Origin of the sequence: Henriciella mobilis (assembly GCF_003576315.1) — a bacterium.
In the GTDB taxonomy this organism is placed as follows: Bacteria; Pseudomonadota; Alphaproteobacteria; order Caulobacterales; family Hyphomonadaceae; genus Henriciella; species Henriciella mobilis.
On the sequence record NZ_QWFZ01000033.1, the window covers coordinates 269,694 to 290,933 of the forward strand.

Here is a 21,240-nt window from a genome sequence, read left to right on the forward strand (position 1 = left end):
TGAGAAGCGAACATCGCGTTCAACATCCAAAATGTGGCGAAATCTGCTTACTTCTCTGATTGCCTTTGGACTGGCTGCAGGCGCGGTCGCCGACGAATCGGACATCAAGCTGAAGACCGGAGAGTCGATTGATGGACTTTCCTATGGCGTTTTCAGTCCGCTTTTCTCTGAGAAACAGTACTCGCTCACTGTTTCGTTTCTTGAGGACGCTGACTCCGAATTAAGAGAGAAGTCGAGGAAGGAGCTCGTAACCCGCTTTCTTATTCCTTCTGCTGTTATTGCCGATTACAAGGCCGCCCGTCTTTCCGAGAGGCAACTTGGCGGCAAGCTCAGTGTGTTTTCGGCCACAGTTTCACAAGACTGGACGTTTCAACACGCTGACGACTGGCAATGGAAGCAGGTGAGCGGGCCGACGATCGATTGGAGTATAATCCAACAAGAATACGTAGAGTATTCCGACCGGCTCGATATCCCTTCGAGATTCCTTGTCACGACATTCAGTGATGGTCGTTTCAATTTAGTATTGAACGGCGTAGCCAAATCTGGGGTCAAACCGGAAGAAGCCTTGTTGGAAATCACACGCTTGGCGGATCAATACTTGCAATGCGACGAGTCTATTACTGCACGGCCCGACATCTTTTCCGACCCGCTTCTCAACGGCATATATTTCTACGCCTACCCAGCGAAACCGGTGGATGGGCTAACGGTCATGCCAAGGGTACATATCAGCATTGGGCCGACAGATGGTGAATGGCTTTGCTCGAAGCAGGAGATGGTGGACAGTATCGCTGCGATGGACTGGAGCGACAAAGCGAACTGGGTTGATATCTGGACTACTGCGATCAAAGGCAGCCGCTAGGGGCGGGTGGCCAGCCCGGCGCGCAGGCCAGGCTGGCCACAGACAGCCTAGCCCTTGAGCGACAGCCTTATGAAGGCGCCGCGCCCGGCGCCGGGCAGGCGTGTGCCGAGAGCGACATCGCCGAACCCGTTGCGGTTATAGCCGGCGAGATGGTCGCGATAGACATGGTCGAGCAGGTTCTCGATGCCCGCCGAGACTGTCACGCCGTCCTTCACCTGCCAGTCGCCATAGAGGTTGAGCACGACATAGCCGGGTGTCGGGGCCTCCTCATTAGTGACCGACACCTTGTCCTGCTCGGCGGCAGCCCGCGTTTCGAAGGTCGCCGACCAGCTGTCGGCCTCCCAGGTCAGGTCCAGCGTCAGGCTGGCCGGCGCGATCCGGTAGAGATTGTCGTCTATGTCGCGGCGTTCGCCCCGGACATAGCTCAGCACCCCATCCAGGCGCAGCGGCCCGTCAAAATCGTAGCCGGCATCCAGGTCGAAGCCATACAGCCGCGCATCGACATTGGCCCAGCGCAGCGGCGTCGGATCGCCATTCATGCTGGCGATCATCTCGACCGGCGTGTCGGCGATGCCCGGTGTCGAATCATAGGGCACGCCCTGGATGTAATCGTCGATCTGGCGGACATAGACGGTTGGCCGCGCATAGAGCGCGGGCGCGGCATAATCGAACCCGGCTTCGGCAATCAGCGCCGTCTCCGGATCGACCCCGAGATCGCCGACATAGATGTTGCCGTCGGCGAGGCCGCCGCTGGCGCTGATGGGCAACCAGCCAAAGCGCTGGATGTAGCCCGGCATGGCCTGCTTGCGGGCAAGCGTTGCGCGCCAGGACAGGCCGTTGCGCTCCGGCGTCCAGATGCGCGCGACCGCATCCACGGTAGTGTCCTCCGTGCTGCGGCCGCTGGCGTTGAAGGCAGCGGCCAGCATCTGCGCGGGCGGGGGCAGCATGGCGGCCAGCGACGCGTCGCCCGCATCGTGATCATGCCAGTCGGCCCGAACGCCCAGCTCGCTTTCCACCGGGCCGATGGTGCCGGTCCATTGTGCAAAGGCGCCCGTCCGGTCGATCGTCACATCCGGGAAGGGCGTCACGAAGAAGGCCGCCATATTCGGGTTGGTGATGATTGCGTCATGCTCGGCGCGGGCCGTGTCGGTGCCGACCTCCAGCTCGCCGCCCTGCCAGTCGAAGCTGGCACTGAGTTCAGCGCCGCGCGTGGTCGCCTCGGTAAAGGTTGCCCGGGTCTGCATCGGGGCGGGCGAGGGCCGCAGGCTGAAATTGTCCATCAGGTGGTCGACATCGGTGTAGTTGACCGACGCGTTCACCGTGACGCCGTCCAGATCCGCCTTGTACGACAGCTTGGCGAAGTCGGTATCGACATACTGGATATCCATCGGGAAGGGCGGGTTGCCCGACGGGTCCGCCTCGTGACGGCGAAGATCGAGACCGACCTCACCGATGCCGAGCTTCGCCCCGGCCGACAGGCCATAGACACTCCGCTGGAAGGACGATCCGCCAATCGTGCCATCGCCATAGTCGGTGTCACTGGCATCCTCATAGGCGCCGAGGAGGTTGAAGCGCCAGCGGTCCGTCGAGGCGCCGGCCATGCCGCCGACCGAGAGGCCGTCATTTACCGAGCGCGCGCTGGCGGTGAGGTCGTAGCCGAAGTCGGCGTCCGGCCCGTCTGCAAAGTCCTGTCGCTTGAAGACGGCGTCCGCGCCCCCGGCGAGGCCCGGGCCTTCCGAAACCGGGCTGACGCCCCGGTCGATGATCACCGCGCTGACGAGCGGGGCGGGGGCATAATGGAACACCGGGTCCATCAGGTTCGGACCGCCCGAGGCAAAGCGCTGACCGTCGACGCGCAGGTTCAGGCGTTCGCCTGCGAGGCCGCGATAGGCCATCTGGCCGGACAGCTCCCCGTTCGAGAGCCGGGCGCCGCCGGGTGTGCGCGCGGCCAGCCGGGTGATGTCGGCCCCGTCGAGCGGGCTGGCATCGGGGGCGATACCGGTCTGGGTCGCGGTGTCGTACCTGGAGCCGGTGACGATGATGACGTCCTGAAGGGCAGGCGCCGATTCCTGCGCCGACGCGGCCTGAACGGCTGCGCCAAGCGCCAGCAGGCTCGCGCCTGCGACGAGTTTGTAAGTCATGATATATCCTGAAGGCCCGCACGGGCGTGCAGGCTGTCTGTTCGTTGAAATGGAATTCTGGAAACGATCAGACGGCGGCAGGCGGGCTTCGCGGCGGCATGGGCGGGCGCGCGGAGGGGCGCACAGCCGGCCGGGTATAAGGTTTGCCGCCAAGCATCGGCTGGCGGATGGCGATCATCGCCGGCAGGGCCGGCGCAGCGGCCGTATCCATCAGGGAGGAGAGGGCAAACGGGCACATGGCGCCTTGCTGCTCATGCTCGGGCATGTCGCCCGGCTGGCCGTCCGTCATGCCATCTGGTTCGGCCTCCCCGGTTGGCATGGATGCGCCGTGAGCCTGATGATCATGCATCTGGTGACTGGTATGTCCGCCGGTCGCGGGCGCTGCCGCTGGGCCGCGATCCATCTCATGCAGCCCGCCGCAGATACGCAGGACGATGGCGCCGGTCTCCGGCGAGCGGTCGAGCATATAGCCATCCGGCACGAGCCCGCGCAGCGTGATCAATGCCACGAAGGCAAAGGTCAGCAGCTGGACCGCGCGAAGAGGAGCCGGGCACGTCATCCGCGTTTCGTAGTCTCTTGCGCGGCCTCGATCCACTGGCTCCGGGCAGCGCAAATTGCCACACAAGCGGCAGGCTTGCGTGCACATTGCCGGACTGCCGCCTAGCCCGTATAGCCCATACCAGAAACAGAGCCCGGAGATATCCGGGCCGCACAAGGAGTGGAGGAAACACGTGGCGAATATTTCCCTGTCGCGCATCCTGGCGCATTGGGCCGAGATCCAGCCGGACCGGGTCGCGGTAGACCATGAAGGCGACCAGCGCACCTGGCGTGAGCTCGAAGCGCGGACAAACCGGCTGGCCCGCGCCTATGCTGCCCTCGGGGTCGGTGAGAACGATTTCGTCACCATCGCGCTGCCGAACGGCGTCGAATTCTTCGAGGCCGCCTTCGCAGCCTGGAAGCTCGGCGCGACACCGCAGCCCATCTCCGCGAAGCTGCCGAAGTTCGAGCGCGACCAGATCATTGAGCTCGGCAAGCCGAAACTCGTCGTCGGTGTCCCGGCGGGCGAGTATCCCGACATGGCTTCGGTCGATCCGGGCTTCGAACCCGATGCCAGCCTGTCGGATGCGCCCCTGCCGGAGAAGACCGCCGACTCCTTCAAGGCGATGACGTCCGGCGGGTCGACGGGGCGGCCGAAACTGATCGTGTCGCGCCAGCCCGCCGCCTGGGATCCCGATCCCGACTTCCTGGAAATCCGCAAGCAGGGATCGATGCTGGTGCCCGGCCCGCTTTACCATAACGGCCCCTTCCTCTGGGCGATGATCGCGCTGTTCAAGGGCGCCACGGTTGCCGTGACGACGCGCTTCGACGCGGAGCAGACGCTGCAGCTGATCGACCGCCTCAAGCTGGAGACGGCCTATATGGTGCCGACCATGATGCGCCGGATCTGGGCCCTGCCGCCGGAGGTCCGCGCGCGCTATGACCTCTCCAGCCTGAAGGCGCTCTGGCATCTTGCCGCGCCCTGTCCGCCCTGGCTCAAGCAGGCCTTCATCGACTGGCTCGGCCCGGAAGTGATTTGGGAACTTTATGGCGGCACTGAGGGGCAGGGATCCACGACCATCCAGGGCACCGAATGGCTGACTCACAAGGGTTCCGTCGGCCGGCCCGTCGAGACCTGCGAGATGAAGATCGTCGATGAGGACGGGAACCCCGTCGCCCCCGGCGAAGTGGGGGAGGTGTTCATGCGTCCGCTCGCCGGGCCCGGGACGAGCTATTACTATCTCGGCGCCGAACCCAAGGCGATCGAGGGCGGTTGGGAGAGCCTCGGCGACATGGGCTGGATGGATGAGGAGGGTTATCTCTATCTCAGCGACCGGCGTTCCGACATGATCGTCGTTGGCGGCGCGAACATCTATCCGGCGGAGGTCGAAGCGGCGATCGATTCGTGGCCCGGCGTGCGCAGTTCCGCCGTCATCGGACTGCCGGACGAGGATATGGGCGCACGCCTGCACGCCATTGTCGATGTACCGGGCGGTACGCTGGATGAGGACGCCTTCATGGCCCACCTCGCCGAGCGGCTGGTGCGCTACAAGCTGCCTCGGTCCATCGAAGTGGTGACCGAGCCGCTGCGCGACGATGCCGGCAAGTCCCGGCGCAGCGCACTCCGCCAGGCGCGGCTCAGCCAAACGGCATGATCAGGCCGAGAGGAACCGCCGGACCGCGCTGACTTTTCCCCTCTCCCCGGGGAGAGGAGTTGGGGAGAGGGGATGCAGGCCTGTCTGCCGGGCGCGATCCTTTCCAAGCCAGTCCCCCTCATCCCCGTGATCCGGCGCATCGACATGCGATGCTTCTCCCTGCGCCCTCTCCCGAGGGAGCAGGGGGAGTGACCAATTCATCCCACCCCTCTGAAACATGTGCTCCAATTCCAGGCATGCTGACCCGCGCCTGGATTCTTGAAACGCTGGCCTTGCTGCCGCTCTATTACTGGCCGGTCTTCTTCCTCGAAGTCTGGCGGTTCGAGCGGTACTATCGCGCTTACCGGGCTGCGAACCCGGTCGGCATGCTCGGCGTCGCTGTGCTGCCCAATGGGCGGCTGGTGATCACGCTTCAGCTTGCCGGCGACCGGCCGGACCCGGACGACTGGACGAATTTCGCGCCGCGCGCGCCGTGGGTGCGGCTTGCGCCGGGCGGGTTTCTGGCAGCTTTGGGCGCCGGACTGGAATCATACCGGAATTGGACTGTTCCCGTACCGGAATCGGACCCGAATTGTACTGCCGCTGGACCGGCCTTTCTGGATTCGAGCTGACCTCCCGTCCGCGTGGTTCGACTTCGCTCACCATGCAGACTGATGTTTCAAACAGCCCTGAGCCCGATCCATCGCGAAGCGGGGATCAAAAGAAAAGACAGCCCTGAGCCCGATCCATCGCGAAGCGGGGATCAAAACCAAAGACTCCCTGAGCCCGATCCATCGCGAAGGCGAAGCCGCAGCGGGGATCAAAAACCAGAAAGCCGCACGTCCCAACGGACGCTGCGGGCGCTGGTGCTGGCGCCACTTCATCAGCCGGACGGGCGTTGGCCGTGTATCGCTTCGATGGACCGGATCGCTTTCCAGGCCAGGATTTTTGCGGCCAGCTTTCCATCCGGCAGGCGCCACTCGGCTTCGACATAACCGGTTGTGCGCGAGCGATTGATAAGGTGCGCCTCGATGGTGATGTCGCCCAGGGAGACAGGGCGGAACAGCTTGATCTGCAGGTCCTGCGTGGTGAAGGCCTCGCCCTCGGTGAGCCCGGAGAACATGCAGATGGAGACCACATGGTCCGACAGCGCGCCGACCCAGCCACCGAAGGTACGGCCCGGCTGGATGTCGTGAGAGCCGTCATTCGGCCAGACATAGCGCACATGGCCGGGCTCGATATGCTTCAGCCAGTGCTCCGGCATGATGCCGAGCTTTTGCAGGCCCTTGGGCTTGTTCGGCCAGTCGCCGCTGAGAAGGCCTTCCAGGAAGGGCTGGAAGTGCGGTGAAAACTGGCTGGTATCGACATCAAGGCTCATGCGAGGCGGGCTCCGTTCGGGACCGGTGTATCCGGCGAGAAAAGGACGATTGCGCCGTCAGTGTCGGGAAAGCCGAGCGTGAGGACCTCGGACATGAACTTGCCGATCTGGCGCGGCGGGAAGTTCACGACGGCGGCAACCTGGCGTCCGACAAGCTGTTCGGGCGTGTAGTGATCGGTGATCTGGGCCGAGCTCTTCTTCTTGCCCACGCCTTCGCCGAAATCGATGAGCAGGCGAATGGCCGGCTTGCGGGCGCCCTCGAGCGGGGCGGCTTCGAGGATCGTGCCCATGCGGATATCGACCCGCCTGAACGTGTCGAAATCGGTTTCGGCTTCCGGCGGGTTTCCGGGAAGGTCAGTTTTGTGCATGGCGATCAGACGATGACCGAGCCGCCATCGACGACGATCATCTGGCCGGCCATGTATTTGCCGGCATCGGACGCCAGGAAGATCGCCGCGCCGGCAATGTCGACCGGGTCACCGATCCGGCGCATCGGGGTGCCTTGCTCGACGCGTTTCGCATTCTCCGGGTTTTCCCAGAGGGCGCGGGCAAAATCGGTCTTGATCAGGCCTGGGGCGACGCAGTTGACGCGGATATTGTGGGGGCCGAGTTCGATAGCGTAGTTGCGAGCCAGCTGAAAGTCGGCGGCCTTGGAGATGTTGTAGGCGCCGATGACCGGGGAGCCCTTGAGGCCGCCGATCGAGGAAATGATGACGATGGCGCCGTCCTTGCGCTCCCTCATCTCTGGCGCAACCAGCTGGATCAGCCAGTGATTGGAAATAATGTTGTTGGACAGGATCTTCTCGAACTGCTCGTCGCCGATCTCTTCCATCGGGCCGTAATAGGGGTTCGAGGCAGCGTTGCAGACCAGAACATCGATCTTGCCGAATGCCTTGCGGGTCTCGTCGACAAGGTTGGTGAGGTCTTCCTTGGAGGAAATATTGGCGGGCACGGCGATGGCTGTTCCCTCGCCATGCTTCTCGTTCAGCTCGCCAGCAACCTCCTGACAGGGGCCGGGCTTGCGCGACGAGATGACGACCTTGGCGCCCTGTTCGGCCATCTGCTCGGCAATTGCCTTGCCGATTCCGCGCGAGGAGCCCGTTATGACGGCGACCTTCCCGCTCATGTCGAAGAGACTGGCCATGATTTCCTCCATTTATTTCACGTGTGTAGTATCGCCGGCACCTTATTCAAAACACGCGTCCTGCCAATCCCCGGCAGGAGGGTGCGCCTGGAAAATCTGCGATGCATCTGCAAGAAGGGGCGCGGACGGCTGGTGATGCAAGCGGTCAGCTGTCCAGGTCGCGGCCGATACGGCTGATCTGATCGAGCACAGCACTCCACGATGTTTCAGCGGCTGGCGTCCAGTCGTCAGCCAGCACGTCACGGAAGACGTCTCGAATGATCTCGAACATCTCGTCGATATCGCCGCTCCCCAGGCCATAGCCTTCATGGTGCAGCCGGGCCGCTTCCAGTTCGAGCCGCGGTGTTTCGCTGCCTTCGGCGACCCCGAGTAGGCAGTTCAGGCTTGTCGTGAGCATATTCGCGCGAATGCCGCCATCCGTGTCCATGGCGAAGAGGTCTTCGAAATGCGGATGGCGTTCGAAAAGGCGGGCATAAATCAGGTCATGCGGATCGCCTGCGCGGGCTGCGACCTTCTCGAATGTGTCGATGACAATCTCGGCCTGGTCCATGGTTTTCACCTTATATGTTCGCACGCCCTCTAGAAAGCTAACCAGACCGGTGAAGCGTCAGGCAGACCGCAAAACGCCTACCAGGACGAGCGCCCACCCGGCCAGTAATGCCAGGCCGCCAACAGGCGTGATGGCACCAAACCACCGCGGTGCGCCCAAGGCGAGGAAGTAGAGCGTCGAGGAGAAGATCGCCGAGCCTATGATCATGGCCCAGCCACCTGCCAGGACCTCGTCCTTCCTGCCGGTCAGGCCGATCACAAGCGCGGCGACAGCGTGGACAAGAAGGTAGAATGTTCCCGTGTCCCACCAGGCTTCGGCCTGGGGCGTGAACTGGCCCTTCAGCCCATGTGCGCCGAACGCACCCAGTGCGACACCGACAAACCCGAACAGGGCGGCGAAGAAGGAAAGAGGCGGCATGCAGGAATCCTTTCTGTCCGCCTCTTACCGTGTGTTTGCCGATGCGCCTATGCGGCGAAGCTTCATCTCAGGCGGCATCGGCCTTGTGCGTGTCGATGATGTGGCCCTGGGCATCGGAGTATTCGAAGACATCTCCATCGAGATCGATTTCCGGCAGGTCATCCTTCTCGTGCCAGTAGTCCTGGGTATGCTGCCACTCGGGATGGTCGGCCCGCTTCGGCATCAGGTGTTCGCCGCGCTTGAGGTAACCGGGGTTGAAGTCGTCCGGATTCATCCAGCTGAGGCGTTCCTTTGCCTGGACGCCGGCTGGAACCTTCGGGCAGACTTCAACGGCGCCGACCTCGTCCATATGCTTCAGCAACCGGACCATGAAGTCACCAAGCAGGTCGACACGAAGTGTCCAGCTGGCGCGGAAATATCCGAACACAAACAGCATGTTGGGGACATCCTCGATCATCATGCCACGCCAGGTCAGCCGATCGTTCCAGGCGACGGGCTTGCCGTCCACCTCGAACGGGATGTTGCCAAGGAATTTCAGATTGAAGCCTGTTGCGGTGATGATCACATCGGCTTCGAGCACATCCCCCGATGTCAGCCTGATTCCTTCCGGCACGAACCGGTCGATATGGTCGGTGACGATGCTGGCCTTGCCACTGGCGATGCCCTGGAAGATGTCCCCATCAGGGACGAAGGCGATGCGTTGCTGCCAGGGCCGGTAATGCGGCGTGAAGTGGCTCATATCGAAGTCTTCGCCGAGAAAGGCCTGCACGCCCGCCAGCAATTCATCTTTCACCGATTCAGACTCGTCCTTGGCCCGCTGTGTGAATTCGTGCTGGTCGACAAGAACCTTCTTGCGGATGATCGTATGGATCCAGTCCTCATCGATCTCCAGACGCCGCAGCTCGTCGGCGAGCTCGTTTACGTTGCGGCCCGGTACGAAATAGGTCGGTGAACGCTGGAGAAGCGTCACATGTTCGCATTGGTCGGCAATGTTCGGCACTAGGGTCGCCGCCGTGGCGCCTGATCCGATGACGAGAACCTTCTTGCCGGAAAGGTCGATATCGTCCGGCCAGTTCTGCGGATGAACGATCTCACCCTTGAAGTCGTCCATCCCATCCCAGTCAGGCGTGTAGCCTTTGTCGAGGTCGTAATAACCCTGACACATCCACATGAACCGGGTCTGGACGGTGTGTGCGCCGTCCGGCGTTTCGTAAGTGACGGTCCAGAGCTTGTCTTCGGATGACCAGGCGGCCTTGGTGATCTTGTGATTGTAATGGATCAGCGGACCGAGGTCGTTCTCCTCGATAAACTCGCCCATATAGGCGAGAATCTCATCGGCAGTGGCGATCGGCGGGCCGGTCCAGGGCTTGTCGCGATACCCGAACGTGTAGAGGTCGCTGTCGGAACGAATACCCGGATAGGTGTGGACTTTCCAAGTGCCGCCGAAGCTGTCGAGCGCTTCGAAGACGGCGACCTTCTTGCCGGGACAGCGCGTGCGCAAATGATAGGCCGCACCAACGCCCGATATTCCTGCGCCAACAATGAGGACGTCCAGGATGTCGGTCCCTTTTCCAGTAGGCATGTAATTCCCTCCGCGATCTGTTCTGTTTTCACGACAGGCTACCTCATGAAGACGACAGTCCAATAGGTAATCGCCCGGATGACGTGGCGTCAGTCGGTTTCCGGTGCTGTTCAGGCGGTTGGAATTGAATAAGTCACGATTGCATGGCTCGCGACCTTGCTGGAGCCTTCAGCCCGTATTTCAACCTCGGCCACGGCCAGTGTCCGTCCCAGTTTCATGAGTTTTGCTTCGGCGATGACGGCCTCACCGATACAGGGTCGCAGGAAGTTGATGTTCAGATTGCTCGTCACTGTCATTGGTGTGATCCCGAGCTTTGTGAAGATTGCCATATAGGTCACGCTGTCGGCCATGGTCATCTGCGTCGGGCCAGAGATATAGCCGCCGGGGCGCAAGTTCTCCGGACCGGCTTTCAGATGCATGACCGCGTGGCCGTCCTCCATCAGCATGACTTCGGAGCGGTTCTGCGCGCCGCTGAAAGCCTCGTGCAGGAACGAGTTTGCCTCATCGACAGAGACCTTTGTTGGCATTGGCGTTTTCCTTTTCCCTGACGTCAGCGATTGATCCGCTTGTCCGCTTTGGCCAGTCTAGGAGAGAGAACTGGCCCGCCAAGAGGTCACGCAAGGGAGGTTAGAACCGCATGCTCACCTGGGGCGACGAATATCCAATTCACCAGACACCGGAGCCCGTCTGGGTGGCTGGGTCAGACCGGAACTTTTACGACCGGTACTTCTTCAATGGCTATTCCAAGGATGGCTCGGTGTTCTTCGGCGCCGCTTTCGGGGTGTACCCGCACCTCAACATCATGGATGGCGCCTTCTCTGTCCTCAAGGATGGCGTCCAGAAGTCGGTCCATCTGTCGCGCATCCTGAATTTCGAGCGGATGGATACGCGTGTTGGCCCGATGAGCATTGAGGTGTTCCAGCCGCTCCAGTCTGTCCGCATCAAGCTGGACGATGCCGAGGGCATTTCCGCGGACCTAACTTTCGAGGGGCGTCATTTCCCGGTTGAGGAACCGCGCTTCACCAGGCGCAATGGCTCGCGCATGATGATGGATGTCACGCGCATGACGCAGAATGGCCGCTGGTCTGGGAGCATTACGGTCGATGGCGAGACCATAGAGATTTCGAGCGATAATTTCTGGGGTACGCGGGATCGCAGCTGGGGTGTCCGCCCGCTTGGCGCGCAGGATCCGCAACCCGTCGTGCCGCAGCAGCTGCCGCAGTTCTACTGGATCTGGACGCCGATGAACTTCCCGAATGCCTCGGTCTATTTCCACGTCAATGAAGACCAGCATGGTGACCGCTGGAACACCCGGTCAGTGTTTGCCATGGACGGGGCGGGGGCAGACGGGCTGATGCATCTTGCCAATCCCGTCATCAAACCGGAATTCGAATCCGGAACGCGGCGGGTTCGTTCGGCGGTCCTGACGGCGAGCGATGCCCATGGGCGCGAGCACAGGATTACGTACGAGCCCATCGCGACCTTCCAGATGAAGGGCATCGGCTATGGCCATCCCGAATGGGGCCATGCGGCCTGGAAAGGCGAATACGCCATTGGCCGGGAAGACTTCAAACCGCTGGCCATGCCGTGGAAGCAGCCGGACAATCTTCACATTCAGGCGATTTCCAAGGTCCGTCACGAAGGTCCGGACGGGCAGGGCTCGGAAGGCATCGGCGCCCTCGAGCAGCTCTTTATCGGTCCGCATGATGCATCGGGCTGGAAGGACATGCTGGATGCCTGAGGTGGTCATCGACAATCCGGAGCTTGCCCGCCAGTTCGAACCCTATGCTGAGGCTCATATCCCCGGCGCCAGAAACCTCCGTGTGGTCCAGATGCGCCGGATCCACGGCGGGGCCAGTCGTCAGACCTATTCGGTCGACATCGCCTATGAAGATGCCACCGGTCCCAAGACGAAAGGGGTCATTCTGCGACGTGACCCGGCGGACAGTCTGATCGATACCGAGCGGCGGGTGGAGTTTGCCGCGATCCGGACAGCGCATGGGAAGGCCGGTATTCCGGCGCCTGAAGCGCTGTTTCTCGAGACCGATACCGGGCCGCTTGGTGCGCCTTTCTTTGTGATGGGGCGGATCGAGGGCGGCATGCCGCTCAACCCGTTCCAGATCGATGCGGTGGAACCCCATAGGGCCGAGGTCGGCCGGGAATTCTTCCGCCATCTGGGGGCCATCGCGTCCCTCGAGATCGACGGCACGCCGATTGCCGAAGAGATCGAGACGCCGGCTCCAGACCAGTGCTGGAAGCGCGAGCTCGACTATTGGGCCAATGAAATCCGCACCAATGCGCGCGAGCCGCAACCCGTGGCCGAAGCAGCGATCCGCTATCTTGCCGCCAATCCGCCGCCGCCCGCGCAGAAGCTGTCGCTCGTGCATGGCGATTTCCGCTCGGGGAATTTCCTGCATGACGGGCAGGGCCGGATCAACGCCGTCCTCGACTGGGAGATGGCGCATATTGGCGACCCTTATGAAGACCTTGCCTGGGCAACAGACCTGCTCTGGTGCGGCAACGACCAGGAACGCGCGGCCGGGTTCATCCCCTGGCCTGACGCGATTGCAGTCTGGCAGGAGGCGTCGGGCTGCAGTTTCGATCCGGCGGCATTTGAGTGGTGGAGCCTGTTTGCTCACCTCAAAGGCCTCGGAATCTGGATCACATCGGCGCGCGCGTTTGCTGACGGCAAGAATGACGATCCGATCCTGGCCTGGTCTGGATGGTTTACCCACGCCGCCCACGAACTGATGCTGGCCAGCCGCCTGGCGCCGAAATTCGGAGTGAAGCTATGAGCGATGTCGGCATGATCCTGCAGAGGCTGGGTGCGACGCTGGTCAATGAAGTCGCCCCGAAACTCGAGGGCGACTATTCAGGCGGCCATGCCAGCATGGCGGGGCTCATGGCAGTTATGGCGGGCGAGATGTGGGAAAAGGAGGCAGACCTTCTCGTCAATGAGATCGGTCGCATGAAGGCGCTTCTCGCCGCAGCCGGCATTGGTGAAGCCGAACCGCATATCGAGTCATTCCTGATTTCGGACCTGAAAGCCATGCGGAACGAGCTCGCGATGCAACTGATCGAGCTCCAGGCCTCGCTTGAGGCGAAGGACGACGAGGGATCGAAAGCGCTCAACACGCAGATCTGGGGCCATCTTCTCGCAACATGTGCAGGGCGCATGCCAAGCCCGCCCGCTTTTGGCGCGGCGGGGGAGGGCGAGGGCTGACATAGGATATATGCCACGACTTGACGTTCTGCCTGCGGCGCGGGTGCCCATCTGCTGGGGCGATGCCAACAAAGGAGAATGTCATGGCACGCTTTGAGAACAAGACGGTCCTGGTCACCGGCGGGACGTCCGGTATTGGACTTGCGACCGTGGAAAGATTGGCGGGAGAGGGCGCCCGGCTCGTCGTGACCGGGTCGAATGAGGCGCGTCTGGCAGACCTGCGTCGCCGGTTTCCCGGTATATTGACAATCCAGGCGGACAATCGTGATCCAGCGAGCGCCGACACGATTGCCAATGCCGTTACCGCAGCCGGCCTGACACTGGACGCGATCTTTCTGAATGCCGGTTTTGGCCGCTTTGTCGCGCTCGATCAGACCGACGCGGACGAAATCGATGAGCAATTCGCGATCAACGTCCGCGCGCCAATTCTTCAGGTCCGTGCACTTGCGAGCCTTCTTCGTGACGGCGGGAAGATCGTCTTCAACACATCTGTTGCCCGCAATGCGGGCTTGCCAGGCGCTACGGTCTACAGCTCGACCAAAGGGGCGCTACGAACGGTTGTCCGCGGGATTGCGCGTGAATTTGCGCCAAGAGCGATCAATGTGAATGCCGTCAGCCCTGGGCCAATCGGCACGGACTTCTTCAACCGCAGCGGCTTGAGCGAGGAGGAAAGCAAAGCGCTTTCAGAGCAAATCGTGACAGGCGTGCCGCTCGGCAGGTTTGGCGAGCCGAAAGAAGTTGCCTCGGTCGCGACCTTTCTCCTGTCAGACGATGCGAGTTTCGTGACCGGCTCGGAATACGTGGTCGACGGCGGTCTGAGTGAACTCTAGGTCCGTGTCTAACCCCAAAGCTGGGACGAGGGTGGGAAGACCTTCCCACCCTCGTACTTAAGACCGTGCTCGACATCATGGGCGAGCCATAGCGGGCCATCGAGATCCACCGCATCGGCCAGCATGCCGAGCAGGACAGCCGGTGCCATGCTGATCGAGCCGGCGACCATGCAGCCAACCATCACGCCAAGGCCCGCAGCTTTCGCCTCACGGGCGGCTGCAAGGGCTTCGGTCAGCCCGCCGGTCTTGTCGAGCTTGATGTTCACGACGTCGTAGAGCCGCGCGAGATCCTGGATATCTTTCGATGTGTGCATGCTCTCGTCGGCACAAATCGCCACTTCCGGTGGACGTTTGAGAAGGTATCCATCCTCGCCGGCCGGAAAGGGCTGTTCGATCATGACAACGCCGAGTTCGGCCGCAGAACGGACGATCCCGGGAAACAGGCCGGCATCAAGTCCTTCGTTGGCATCGAGGATGAGCTTCGCGTCCGGACGGGCATCATGCACCGCTTTTACACGTTCAATATCCTGCGCGCCCCCAAGCTTCAGCTTCAGGATGGGACCGGCGGTTTCAGCGGCGGCGTTTGCCATCTCCTCGGCCGGCGCCAGGCTGATTGTGACGGCGGTCGCCAGTGGCTGCGGCTCAGGGAGCCCGGCGAGTTCCCAGGCAGGCTTGCCGGACAGTTTGGCTTCAAGGTCCCAGAAGGCGCAGTCGACAGCACAACGGGCTGCGCCGGGGGGAAGGGCATCCTGCAGGGCAAGCCGGTCCATGCCATCGGCAAGTGCGCTGCGCATGGTTTCAATCTGCTGTGCGACGGAGTCTGTGGTTTCACCATAGCGGCCATAGGGAACGCATTCGCCGACGCCCACCTTGCCATCACGCTTCAGGCTGACCCGGATCGTTTCTGCGCTGGTCTTCGCGCCGCGTGAAATTGCGAAACTCTTGCGGAGCGGCGAGGAAACGGGCTGAAGCTCAAGTTTGGTCATGCATTAGCAGTCTGACAAAAATAGATTTAATTTCACAGTCTGCCCTGCGGCATCCTTAAATTCCGACTGTTAGGGTAAACAGCAAACCAGCCACAAGTGAATTATGCCGACCGCGCCGCGCTACCATTTAAATGTCACCGACCACCGGGCGAAACTGGTGATTGAAGGCGACTGGACGGTGCATACGCTGTCGGCGGTCCAGCCCGAGCTATCGCATCTGGAAGCGGCCGACGTTCAGGCGCTGGAAGTTGATCTGACCGGCGTAGGGCGGTTCGACACCGCGGCTGCCTTTCTTATCGACCGGTTCGCCTGCGTTCAAGGGATCGACGCCATTGAAGTAGAGGGTGGTTCGGACGGCATGCGCCAGCTGTTGACGCAGGCAGCATCCCTTCGTCCCAAGCCCCAGGAAGAAACACCGCACGAAGAACCGCACGGCCTGGTGGATTTGCTGGAGCGCACCGGGCGCACGACGTCCAGCCTGGTGAATGAAGTCGTCGATACGCTAGCCTTTTTTGGCGAAACGCTGATGTCGATGTTCATGGCGCTGGTCCGGCCTACGCGGATGCGTTGGACCGCGCTTGTGGCCGTGATGGAGGACAGCGGTCTCGACGCTGTTCCGATCGTGGCGTTCCTCTCCTTTTTTGTCGGCATGGTCATCGCCTTTATCGGTGCAAGCACCCTGTCCGAATTCGGCGCGACCATCTTCACGGTCGAGTTGGTCGGGATCGCCGTGCTGCGGGAATTCGGCGTCGTCCTGACCGCGGTGATCCTGGCGGGGCGGACGAATTCAGCGTTCACCGCGCAGATTGGTGCCATGCGCATGCGTCAGGAAGTCGATGCGATGACAACACTCGGGCTTGATCCCATGGACGTGCTTGTCGTTCCGCGCGCCTTTGCCATGCTGATCATGACCCCGGTCCTGACGCTTGTCGCCATGCTCTTCGGCATTGGCGGCGGCGCATTCGTCAGCTGGGTCGCGCTTGATATCAACCCGACCGTTTTCTTGAACCGTATCCAGGAATTCGTACCGATCGAGAATTTCTGGGTCGGTATGTCGAAGGCACCCGTCTTTGGCATGATCGTGGCGCTTGTTGGCTGCCGGCAGGGGCTGCTCGTAGGGGGCAGCGTGCAGTCGCTGGGCCGCTCGACGACCAAGTCGGTGGTGCAGGCGCTCTTCTCGGTGATCGTCATCGATGCGCTGTTTGCCGTCTTCTACATGGAGCTCGGCTGGTAATGGCGAAGGTGGCGATCAAGGTCCGCGATCTCAGGACGTCCTACAGTTCGCATGTCGTGCATGAGCATCTCGATATGGATGTCTATGAGGGCGAGATCGTCGGTGTCATTGGCCCGTCGGGATCAGGCAAGTCGGTCCTGCTGAGGGCGATTGTCGGCCTGAAGAAGCCGGACTGTGGTACTGTCGAGGTGTATGGCGAGAACGTAACGGGGCTTGAGGGCGACGAATTGCGCGAAGTGCAGACGCTCTGGGGGATCATGTTTCAGGATGGCGCGCTGTTTTCCAACTTGACCGTTCGAGAGAACGTCATGGCGCCCATGCGCGAGCATACCGACCTGTCCAAGCCTTTCATGCGCCAGCTGGCCGACCAGAAGATCCGGATGGCGGGGCTGGAAACCTCCGCTGGCGACAAGTTCCCGTCGGACCTGTCTGGCGGCATGCGCAAGCGCGCCGCCCTGGCGCGGGCGCTGGCGCTCGACCCGCCGATCCTGTTCCTCGACGAGCCGACAGCTGGACTTGATCCCATCACCGCCGGCGCCTTCGACAAACTGGTTCGCGACTTGCAGCAATCGCTCTCGCTCACCGTGTTCCTTGTTACGCACGATCTCGATACGCTGGCGGCCACGTGCGATCGGATCGTGGCGCTGGGCGACAAGCGGGTGGTTGCGGCCGGGACGATGGATGAGCTGCGTGCGATGGACCAGCCATGGCTGCAGGAGTATTTCGGTGGCCCACGGGGTCGCGCCGCTGCGGCAGGAGTGAAGTGATGGAAACACGTGCCAATTACGCGATGATCGGCGCGTTCGTGATATTCGCCGTGATTGCCGGCCTCGGCTTCATCCTTTGGCTGGGGCAGTCGCAGTTCAATCAGGAATACGATCTCTATGACGTCGTCTTCGACGGCCCGGTCAGTCTCGAGGAAGGGGCGTCTGTGCGCTATATCGGGATCAAGGTCGGCGAGGTGGACCGTATCGGGATTGATCGAAACGACGCCTCGAAGGTCCGCGCGCGTATCCGCATCGACTCCGAGACCCCGGTCAAGACCGACTCCACGGCCAGCATCGAACTGGCAGGGATCACCGGTGTGACCTTCGTCCAGATCAATGCGGGCTCGCCCGATGCTCCAAGACTGACGGTCGGCCCTTACCAGGAAGTGCCGGTCATCCGGTCCATCACCAGCCCCTTCGCCGAGCTTTTTTCCGGCGGTACGGAAGTCATGGGGCGGGCCAATGTCGCGCTGGAACGCTTCGACGCACTGCTCAGCGAAGAAAACATCGAGTCCGTCAGCAACATTCTGGACAATATCGAAGCGGTGACCGACCTGCTGTCGGGTGATGAGGCAATGACCGAAGATGTTGCATCCACGCTCGCAGCCGTGAAGGAAGCGGCCGACAGCATCAATGAAGCTTCCCGGGCCTTCGAGACGCTCAGCCGCAACACCGACGGCGAAGTCGTGCGCGTCGGCCAGGAAATCTCTACCCTGATCGGCGAGCTTGAAACCATGTCGGAAGGCGCCCGCAAGAGCATCGAGGCCAGCCAGGGCGCGATCACGGCTGCAACGGACGTTATCGAAGGGCCGGCGACCGAGGCGATCACCGATTTCCGCCTGATTGCGCAGGACCTGCGGGTCCTGATCCGGCGGCTCGACCGGGTCACGCGGGAGCTTGAGCAGAACCCTCAGGGCTTGCTGCGCAGTGAGCCGCTGCCCTATGAAGGAGACCGCTAGTGACTGCGAAGAGATCTTTCCGATTGGCTATGGCCCTTGCCGGGCTCGCAGGTCTTGCTGCCTGCGTGAGCGTTCTGCCGGAACAACCGACGCCGGAGGCCGTGTTCCGGTTTGCCCAACCTTCTGACCAGCTTCCTTTGCCAGCGATTCTCGTCGTGCGCGAACCGGAAGCGTCTCGCCTCCTGGCTGGACGCCAGGTTGCCGTTGAAGGCGCCAATTCCGGTCTGAAGGTTCTGCGCGGTGTCGCCTGGGCGGACCGTGCCACGCGCCAGTTCCAGGTTGCCATGACCGACAGTTTCAGTGGCGGTGCCGGATATGCCATGGATGATTCCGCCGGGATTAGCGGCGACTATGAGCTCTATTGGCGTGTCGCCGACTTCACGCTGAACGGGGACACCGGTACCTGCAAACTCCGCCTGACCTTGCTTGATGGCGGGTCACGTACACCGCTGGTGCAATGGAGCGCGCAAGCGTCATCAACCGCGGCCAGTAGCAATGCGCAGGCTCGTGTGCGGGCGCTGGCCGAAGCGGGCGACCTGTGCGTGGCAGAGGCGGCGCAAAGGGTTTCCAGCGAGGTTGCAGCGCTCGAGGCTGACGACTAGGCGACGAACCGGTCTTCGCCCGGCTCTTCCTTGGCAACGGGCAGATAGAAACAGACCAGCGTTCCCTTGCCTGGCTCGCTTGCGATCGTGAGCTTTCCGCCGTGCATTTCGGCGAAGGACTTTGTAAGCGCAAGACCAAGCCCTGTGCCCTCAAAGTTGCGTTCGCGCGTGTCCTGGACCTGTTCAAAAGGCTTGGCGAGACGTGGCAGGTGTTCTTTCGGAATGCCAATGCCGGTATCGCGGACAGCAACCCGGATAAATGCGTCGCGGTGCTGGACGCTGACCGTGATCTTGCCGCCCGCATCGGTAAACTTGATTGCATTGGACAGCAGGTTGAGCACCATCTGGCGGATGGCGCGGTGGTCGGCATCGGTCTTTGGCAGGCTGTCTTCTGCCTGCAGGATGACTTTCACACCCTTGTCTTCCGCCTTGCGGCGGATCATCCGCACGGCGGCGTCCACCGGATCGACAAGATCAATCGGCTTCGGATCGATGGTCATCTTGCCGGCCTCGATCTTCGCGATGTCCAGGATGTCATTGATCATGTCGAGCAGGTGCTGGCCCGATGTGAGAATGTCGGTCGCGTAGCCCTTGTAGCGCTCATCACCGAGCGGGCCGTACATTTCATTGACAAGAATTTCCGAGAAGCCGTTGATCGCGTTCAGCGGCGTGCGCAGCTCGTGGCTCATATTGGCGAGGAAGGCAGCCTTTGAGTCGGCGGATCGTTCGGCCTTGGCCTTCTCTTCATTGTACTTTCGAGCCAGCTCCGACTTGTGCCCTTCGGAACGTTCCAGCTCCTGAACAAGGGTTTTCAGCTTTTTCTTCTGCTGCTGGAGTTGCTCTTCATTGCGCACGTCATTGGTAACATCGAGGCCAAAGCTGATCAGCGTTCCGCTGGTCGTCGCACGCTCGACCAACTTGATCCAGATACCATTTCTGAGACCAAGCAGGATCGTGCCGGCCTCTTCGGGACTGGTTTTCTCGCTGATGACATTGCCGCTGCGCGCGACCATCACTGTTTCGTGGCTGACGCCGGGCCGCAGCACGTCCGACAGGTCGAACATTGTCTCGAAGGCCCGGTTCCAGAAGGCCAGCCGTCTGTTGCTGTCCCAAAGCGCAAACGGGCAGGGGAAGCTTTCGATCGCGCCACGAAGGCGGGCTTCGGCTGTCTTCTGGCGCTCGCGGCGACGCACTGCTTCGGTGACGTCGAACATCACGCCGCTGATGATCGCGGTATCGGTTCCCACATCGAAGACCTGACAGCCGCGTAGCTCCAGCCACGTTTCGCCAACCGATGTGGACGTCGCGGCGTCAATGCTGAAGGCGTGGCTGGGCCTTGCATCATCGATCGCTTCAGACAGGTTGTCGCGATGGGCAGCGTGGAATGCTTCGATGAATTCCGCCTGGCTGATGGCGCCCGCGCTCTGTCGTCCGAGCAGGCGGGCGGCCTCATCATTGATCCAGCCCGATCCGTCGCCCGGCCGGATGTCCCAGAGGCCGATGCCGGCATTGGCCGTCGCAAGTTCTGCCTTTGAAATTTCCGTGGTCTCACCACGCCCATGGCGATGTTCGGCCTCGTTGGCGCGATCGCGTTTTGACTGGTTGTAGAGGCCAATGATCGCAAGAGCGGGCGCAGACACGAGAAGGATGTTTAGGAGTAGGGAAAGGAGAGAATCCAGCGTCAGGAGCGGACTTGACCGCGACAGGCACATGGAGAAGCTTGCGCCCTTGATGTCGATGCAGGCCAATGCAGAGCGGTTTTGGATGCCCTCCAGGCGGAAGCCGGTGCCAGCATCCCTGATGGCCCGGTTTGCCGGCAGGATGCCGCTATCGCCCAAAGACACGGTTGCATCGCCGTAAAGCACGAGACGTAGACCGTCATTCAGCTCAGGGATCCAGCGGGGCGCATCCACAATTCCAACGACCGTGCCGCCAACAGTTGGCACATGACTGAGGACCAGCTTGCCGTCGTCCAGCAGGCCGATACTGTTTCCGGAGCTGGCAAGATTGGCGGCGAGTTTGCCGGCCTGCGCCAAGGTTGGATCATCCGATGCCAAGGCAGCGTCGATATTGTGAATGGAATCTAGGCCGATATAGGCCGGATCAATCGAGGACAGGCGAACGCCGGCGCGAAGCTCATTTTCCAGCCGGTCGGAAGCGCGATCTGCGTTTCGGATGAAACGCTCCCCAACCAGTAGGGCATCGCGCTTCAGTACCTTCAGTTCCTGCCCGTTCCGGGCCTGGTGGCTGTTCCAGATCATGAGGCCCAGCGCAGCGCTGAGGACCATGAGCGTCAGAACCAGAATCGCTTTCAGCGATCCAGCTGATCGTGCCTGGGGCCCGCTAACCTCATCCTTGCTATTTGCCCGGCCAAAAGATGCCAACGACTCGGTTCCC

The 21,240-nt window shown here is 61.8% G+C and carries 22 protein-coding genes; 11 read left to right on the forward strand and 11 right to left on the reverse strand.

The window, feature by feature from the left end:
- Positions 1-31: 31 nt before the first annotated feature.
- Positions 32-859, forward strand: coding sequence for a hypothetical protein (locus D1227_RS16000; protein ID WP_119405355.1), 828 nt, complete (start codon positions 32-34; stop codon positions 857-859).
- Positions 860-906: 47 nt separating this feature from the next.
- On the opposite strand, the gene D1227_RS16005 is transcribed toward D1227_RS16000, so the two are convergent.
- Together D1227_RS16005 and D1227_RS16010 are read right to left on the reverse strand one after the other, a co-directional pair.
- Positions 907-3,000, reverse strand: coding sequence for a TonB-dependent receptor domain-containing protein (locus tag D1227_RS16005; RefSeq protein ID WP_119405356.1), 2,094 nt, complete (start codon positions 2,998-3,000; stop codon positions 907-909).
- 67 nt (positions 3,001-3,067) lie between these two features.
- A complete protein-coding gene (locus D1227_RS16010) occupies positions 3,068-3,559 on the reverse strand; it encodes a hypothetical protein (RefSeq protein ID WP_119405357.1) in 492 nt (163 codons plus the stop codon).
- 172 nt (positions 3,560-3,731) lie between these two features.
- Here D1227_RS16010 and D1227_RS16015 point away from each other — a divergent pair, with 172 nt between their 5' ends.
- Both D1227_RS16015 and D1227_RS16020 read left to right on the forward strand, forming a co-directional pair.
- Positions 3,732-5,192, forward strand: a complete 1,461-nt coding sequence (locus tag D1227_RS16015) for an AMP-binding protein (RefSeq protein WP_119405358.1) — start codon at positions 3,732-3,734, stop codon at positions 5,190-5,192.
- A 188-nt stretch (positions 5,193-5,380) separates the two neighbouring features.
- Complete coding sequence (locus tag D1227_RS16020; RefSeq protein WP_147373341.1) at positions 5,381-5,803, forward strand: hypothetical protein; 423 nt, start codon at positions 5,381-5,383, stop codon at positions 5,801-5,803.
- A 251-nt stretch (positions 5,804-6,054) separates the two neighbouring features.
- Here D1227_RS16020 and D1227_RS16025 read toward each other — a convergent pair whose 3' ends face one another.
- From D1227_RS16025 to D1227_RS16055, 7 genes are all read right to left on the reverse strand, one after another.
- Positions 6,055-6,549 carry a PaaI family thioesterase gene (locus D1227_RS16025; RefSeq protein WP_119405360.1) on the reverse strand — a complete coding sequence of 165 codons (495 nt, stop codon included), beginning with the start codon at positions 6,547-6,549 and terminating at the stop codon, positions 6,055-6,057.
- On the reverse strand, positions 6,546-6,917 hold the full coding sequence (locus tag D1227_RS16030; RefSeq protein ID WP_119405361.1) for a tRNA-binding protein: 372 nt from the start codon (positions 6,915-6,917) through the stop codon (positions 6,546-6,548). Before D1227_RS16030 ends, D1227_RS16025 begins: the two co-directional genes overlap by 4 nt.
- 5 nt (positions 6,918-6,922) lie before the next feature.
- Complete coding sequence (locus D1227_RS16035) at positions 6,923-7,693, reverse strand: SDR family NAD(P)-dependent oxidoreductase (RefSeq protein WP_119405429.1); 771 nt, start codon at positions 7,691-7,693, stop codon at positions 6,923-6,925.
- A gap of 145 nt (positions 7,694-7,838) precedes the next feature.
- Positions 7,839-8,243 carry a globin gene (locus tag D1227_RS16040; protein WP_119376866.1) on the reverse strand — a complete coding sequence of 135 codons (405 nt, stop codon included), beginning with the start codon at positions 8,241-8,243 and terminating at the stop codon, positions 7,839-7,841.
- Between the two features lie 57 nt (positions 8,244-8,300).
- Complete coding sequence (locus tag D1227_RS16045; RefSeq protein WP_119405362.1) at positions 8,301-8,660, reverse strand: DUF423 domain-containing protein; 360 nt, start codon at positions 8,658-8,660, stop codon at positions 8,301-8,303.
- A 67-nt stretch (positions 8,661-8,727) separates the two neighbouring features.
- A complete protein-coding gene (locus tag D1227_RS16050) occupies positions 8,728-10,242 on the reverse strand; it encodes a flavin-containing monooxygenase (protein ID WP_119405363.1) in 1,515 nt (504 codons plus the stop codon).
- 110 nt (positions 10,243-10,352) lie between these two features.
- Positions 10,353-10,769, reverse strand: a complete 417-nt coding sequence (locus tag D1227_RS16055; RefSeq protein ID WP_119405364.1) for a PaaI family thioesterase — start codon at positions 10,767-10,769, stop codon at positions 10,353-10,355.
- A 110-nt stretch (positions 10,770-10,879) separates the two neighbouring features.
- Between D1227_RS16055 and D1227_RS16060 the strand changes: the two genes are divergently transcribed.
- The 4 genes from D1227_RS16060 to D1227_RS16075 all read left to right on the forward strand — a co-directional run bounded on the left by D1227_RS16060 (position 10,880) and on the right by D1227_RS16075 (position 14,295).
- Complete coding sequence (locus D1227_RS16060; RefSeq protein WP_119405365.1) at positions 10,880-11,983, forward strand: hypothetical protein; 1,104 nt, start codon at positions 10,880-10,882, stop codon at positions 11,981-11,983.
- Positions 11,976-13,037, forward strand: coding sequence for a phosphotransferase family protein (locus D1227_RS16065; protein WP_233350120.1), 1,062 nt, complete (start codon positions 11,976-11,978; stop codon positions 13,035-13,037). The genes D1227_RS16060 and D1227_RS16065 overlap by 8 nt, the downstream gene beginning before the upstream one ends.
- Entirely contained in the window at positions 13,034-13,465 is a 432-nt protein-coding gene (locus tag D1227_RS16070) for a hypothetical protein (protein WP_119405366.1), read from the forward strand. Before D1227_RS16065 ends, D1227_RS16070 begins: the two co-directional genes overlap by 4 nt.
- 83 nt (positions 13,466-13,548) lie before the next feature.
- Positions 13,549-14,295: an SDR family oxidoreductase gene (locus D1227_RS16075; RefSeq protein WP_158586683.1), complete on the forward strand. Its 747-nt coding sequence runs from the start codon at positions 13,549-13,551 to the stop codon at positions 14,293-14,295.
- 8 nt (positions 14,296-14,303) lie between these two features.
- On the opposite strand, the gene dgcA is transcribed toward D1227_RS16075, so the two are convergent.
- Entirely contained in the window at positions 14,304-15,281 is a 978-nt protein-coding gene (gene dgcA, locus D1227_RS16080) for an N-acetyl-D-Glu racemase DgcA (protein WP_119405368.1), read from the reverse strand.
- Positions 15,282-15,384: 103 nt separating this feature from the next.
- Here dgcA and D1227_RS16085 point away from each other — a divergent pair, with 103 nt between their 5' ends.
- The 4 genes from D1227_RS16085 to D1227_RS16100 are packed head-to-tail and all read left to right on the forward strand — an operon-like array spanning position 15,385 to position 18,843.
- On the forward strand, positions 15,385-16,515 hold the full coding sequence (locus D1227_RS16085; RefSeq protein ID WP_119405369.1) for an ABC transporter permease: 1,131 nt from the start codon (positions 15,385-15,387) through the stop codon (positions 16,513-16,515).
- On the forward strand, positions 16,515-17,282 hold the full coding sequence (locus D1227_RS16090; RefSeq protein ID WP_119405431.1) for an ABC transporter ATP-binding protein: 768 nt from the start codon (positions 16,515-16,517) through the stop codon (positions 17,280-17,282). The genes D1227_RS16085 and D1227_RS16090 overlap by 1 nt, the downstream gene beginning before the upstream one ends.
- The gene (locus D1227_RS16095; protein WP_158586684.1) at positions 17,282-18,241 is read left to right on the forward strand and encodes an MlaD family protein; all 960 of its coding nucleotides are present in this window, start codon (positions 17,282-17,284) and stop codon (positions 18,239-18,241) included. Before D1227_RS16090 ends, D1227_RS16095 begins: the two co-directional genes overlap by 1 nt.
- A gap of 29 nt (positions 18,242-18,270) precedes the next feature.
- Positions 18,271-18,843, forward strand: a complete 573-nt coding sequence (locus D1227_RS16100; RefSeq protein ID WP_119405371.1) for an ABC-type transport auxiliary lipoprotein family protein — start codon at positions 18,271-18,273, stop codon at positions 18,841-18,843.
- On the opposite strand, the gene D1227_RS16105 is transcribed toward D1227_RS16100, so the two are convergent.
- Positions 18,840-21,131, reverse strand: a complete 2,292-nt coding sequence (locus D1227_RS16105) for a PAS domain-containing sensor histidine kinase (protein WP_119405372.1) — start codon at positions 21,129-21,131, stop codon at positions 18,840-18,842. The genes D1227_RS16100 and D1227_RS16105 overlap by 4 nt on opposite strands.
- Positions 21,132-21,240: the final 109 nt, after the last annotated feature.

Coding starts and splice junctions, on each gene's coding strand:
- D1227_RS16000 (WP_119405355.1), top strand. CDS start 32: ATGTGGCGAAATCTGCTTACTTCTCTGATTGCCTTTGGACTGGCTGCA.
- D1227_RS16005 (WP_119405356.1), bottom strand. CDS start 3,000: ATGACTTACAAACTCGTCGCAGGCGCGAGCCTGCTGGCGCTTGGCGCA.
- D1227_RS16010 (WP_119405357.1), bottom strand. CDS start 3,559: ATGACGTGCCCGGCTCCTCTTCGCGCGGTCCAGCTGCTGACCTTTGCC.
- D1227_RS16025 (WP_119405360.1), bottom strand. CDS start 6,549: ATGAGCCTTGATGTCGATACCAGCCAGTTTTCACCGCACTTCCAGCCC.
- D1227_RS16030 (WP_119405361.1), bottom strand. CDS start 6,917: ATGCACAAAACTGACCTTCCCGGAAACCCGCCGGAAGCCGAAACCGAT.
- D1227_RS16035 (WP_119405429.1), bottom strand. CDS start 7,693: ATGGCCAGTCTCTTCGACATGAGCGGGAAGGTCGCCGTCATAACGGGC.
- D1227_RS16040 (WP_119376866.1), bottom strand. CDS start 8,243: ATGGACCAGGCCGAGATTGTCATCGACACATTCGAGAAGGTCGCAGCC.
- D1227_RS16045 (WP_119405362.1), bottom strand. CDS start 8,660: ATGCCGCCTCTTTCCTTCTTCGCCGCCCTGTTCGGGTTTGTCGGTGTC.
- D1227_RS16050 (WP_119405363.1), bottom strand. CDS start 10,242: ATGCCTACTGGAAAAGGGACCGACATCCTGGACGTCCTCATTGTTGGC.
- D1227_RS16055 (WP_119405364.1), bottom strand. CDS start 10,769: ATGCCAACAAAGGTCTCTGTCGATGAGGCAAACTCGTTCCTGCACGAG.
- D1227_RS16060 (WP_119405365.1), top strand. CDS start 10,880: ATGCTCACCTGGGGCGACGAATATCCAATTCACCAGACACCGGAGCCC.
- D1227_RS16065 (WP_233350120.1), top strand. CDS start 11,976: ATGCCTGAGGTGGTCATCGACAATCCGGAGCTTGCCCGCCAGTTCGAA.
- D1227_RS16070 (WP_119405366.1), top strand. CDS start 13,034: ATGAGCGATGTCGGCATGATCCTGCAGAGGCTGGGTGCGACGCTGGTC.
- D1227_RS16075 (WP_158586683.1), top strand. CDS start 13,549: ATGGCACGCTTTGAGAACAAGACGGTCCTGGTCACCGGCGGGACGTCC.
- dgcA (WP_119405368.1), bottom strand. CDS start 15,281: ATGACCAAACTTGAGCTTCAGCCCGTTTCCTCGCCGCTCCGCAAGAGT.
- D1227_RS16085 (WP_119405369.1), top strand. CDS start 15,385: ATGCCGACCGCGCCGCGCTACCATTTAAATGTCACCGACCACCGGGCG.
- D1227_RS16090 (WP_119405431.1), top strand. CDS start 16,515: ATGGCGAAGGTGGCGATCAAGGTCCGCGATCTCAGGACGTCCTACAGT.
- D1227_RS16095 (WP_158586684.1), top strand. CDS start 17,282: ATGGAAACACGTGCCAATTACGCGATGATCGGCGCGTTCGTGATATTC.
- D1227_RS16100 (WP_119405371.1), top strand. CDS start 18,271: ATGGCCCTTGCCGGGCTCGCAGGTCTTGCTGCCTGCGTGAGCGTTCTG.
- D1227_RS16105 (WP_119405372.1), bottom strand. CDS start 21,131: ATGGTCCTCAGCGCTGCGCTGGGCCTCATGATCTGGAACAGCCACCAG.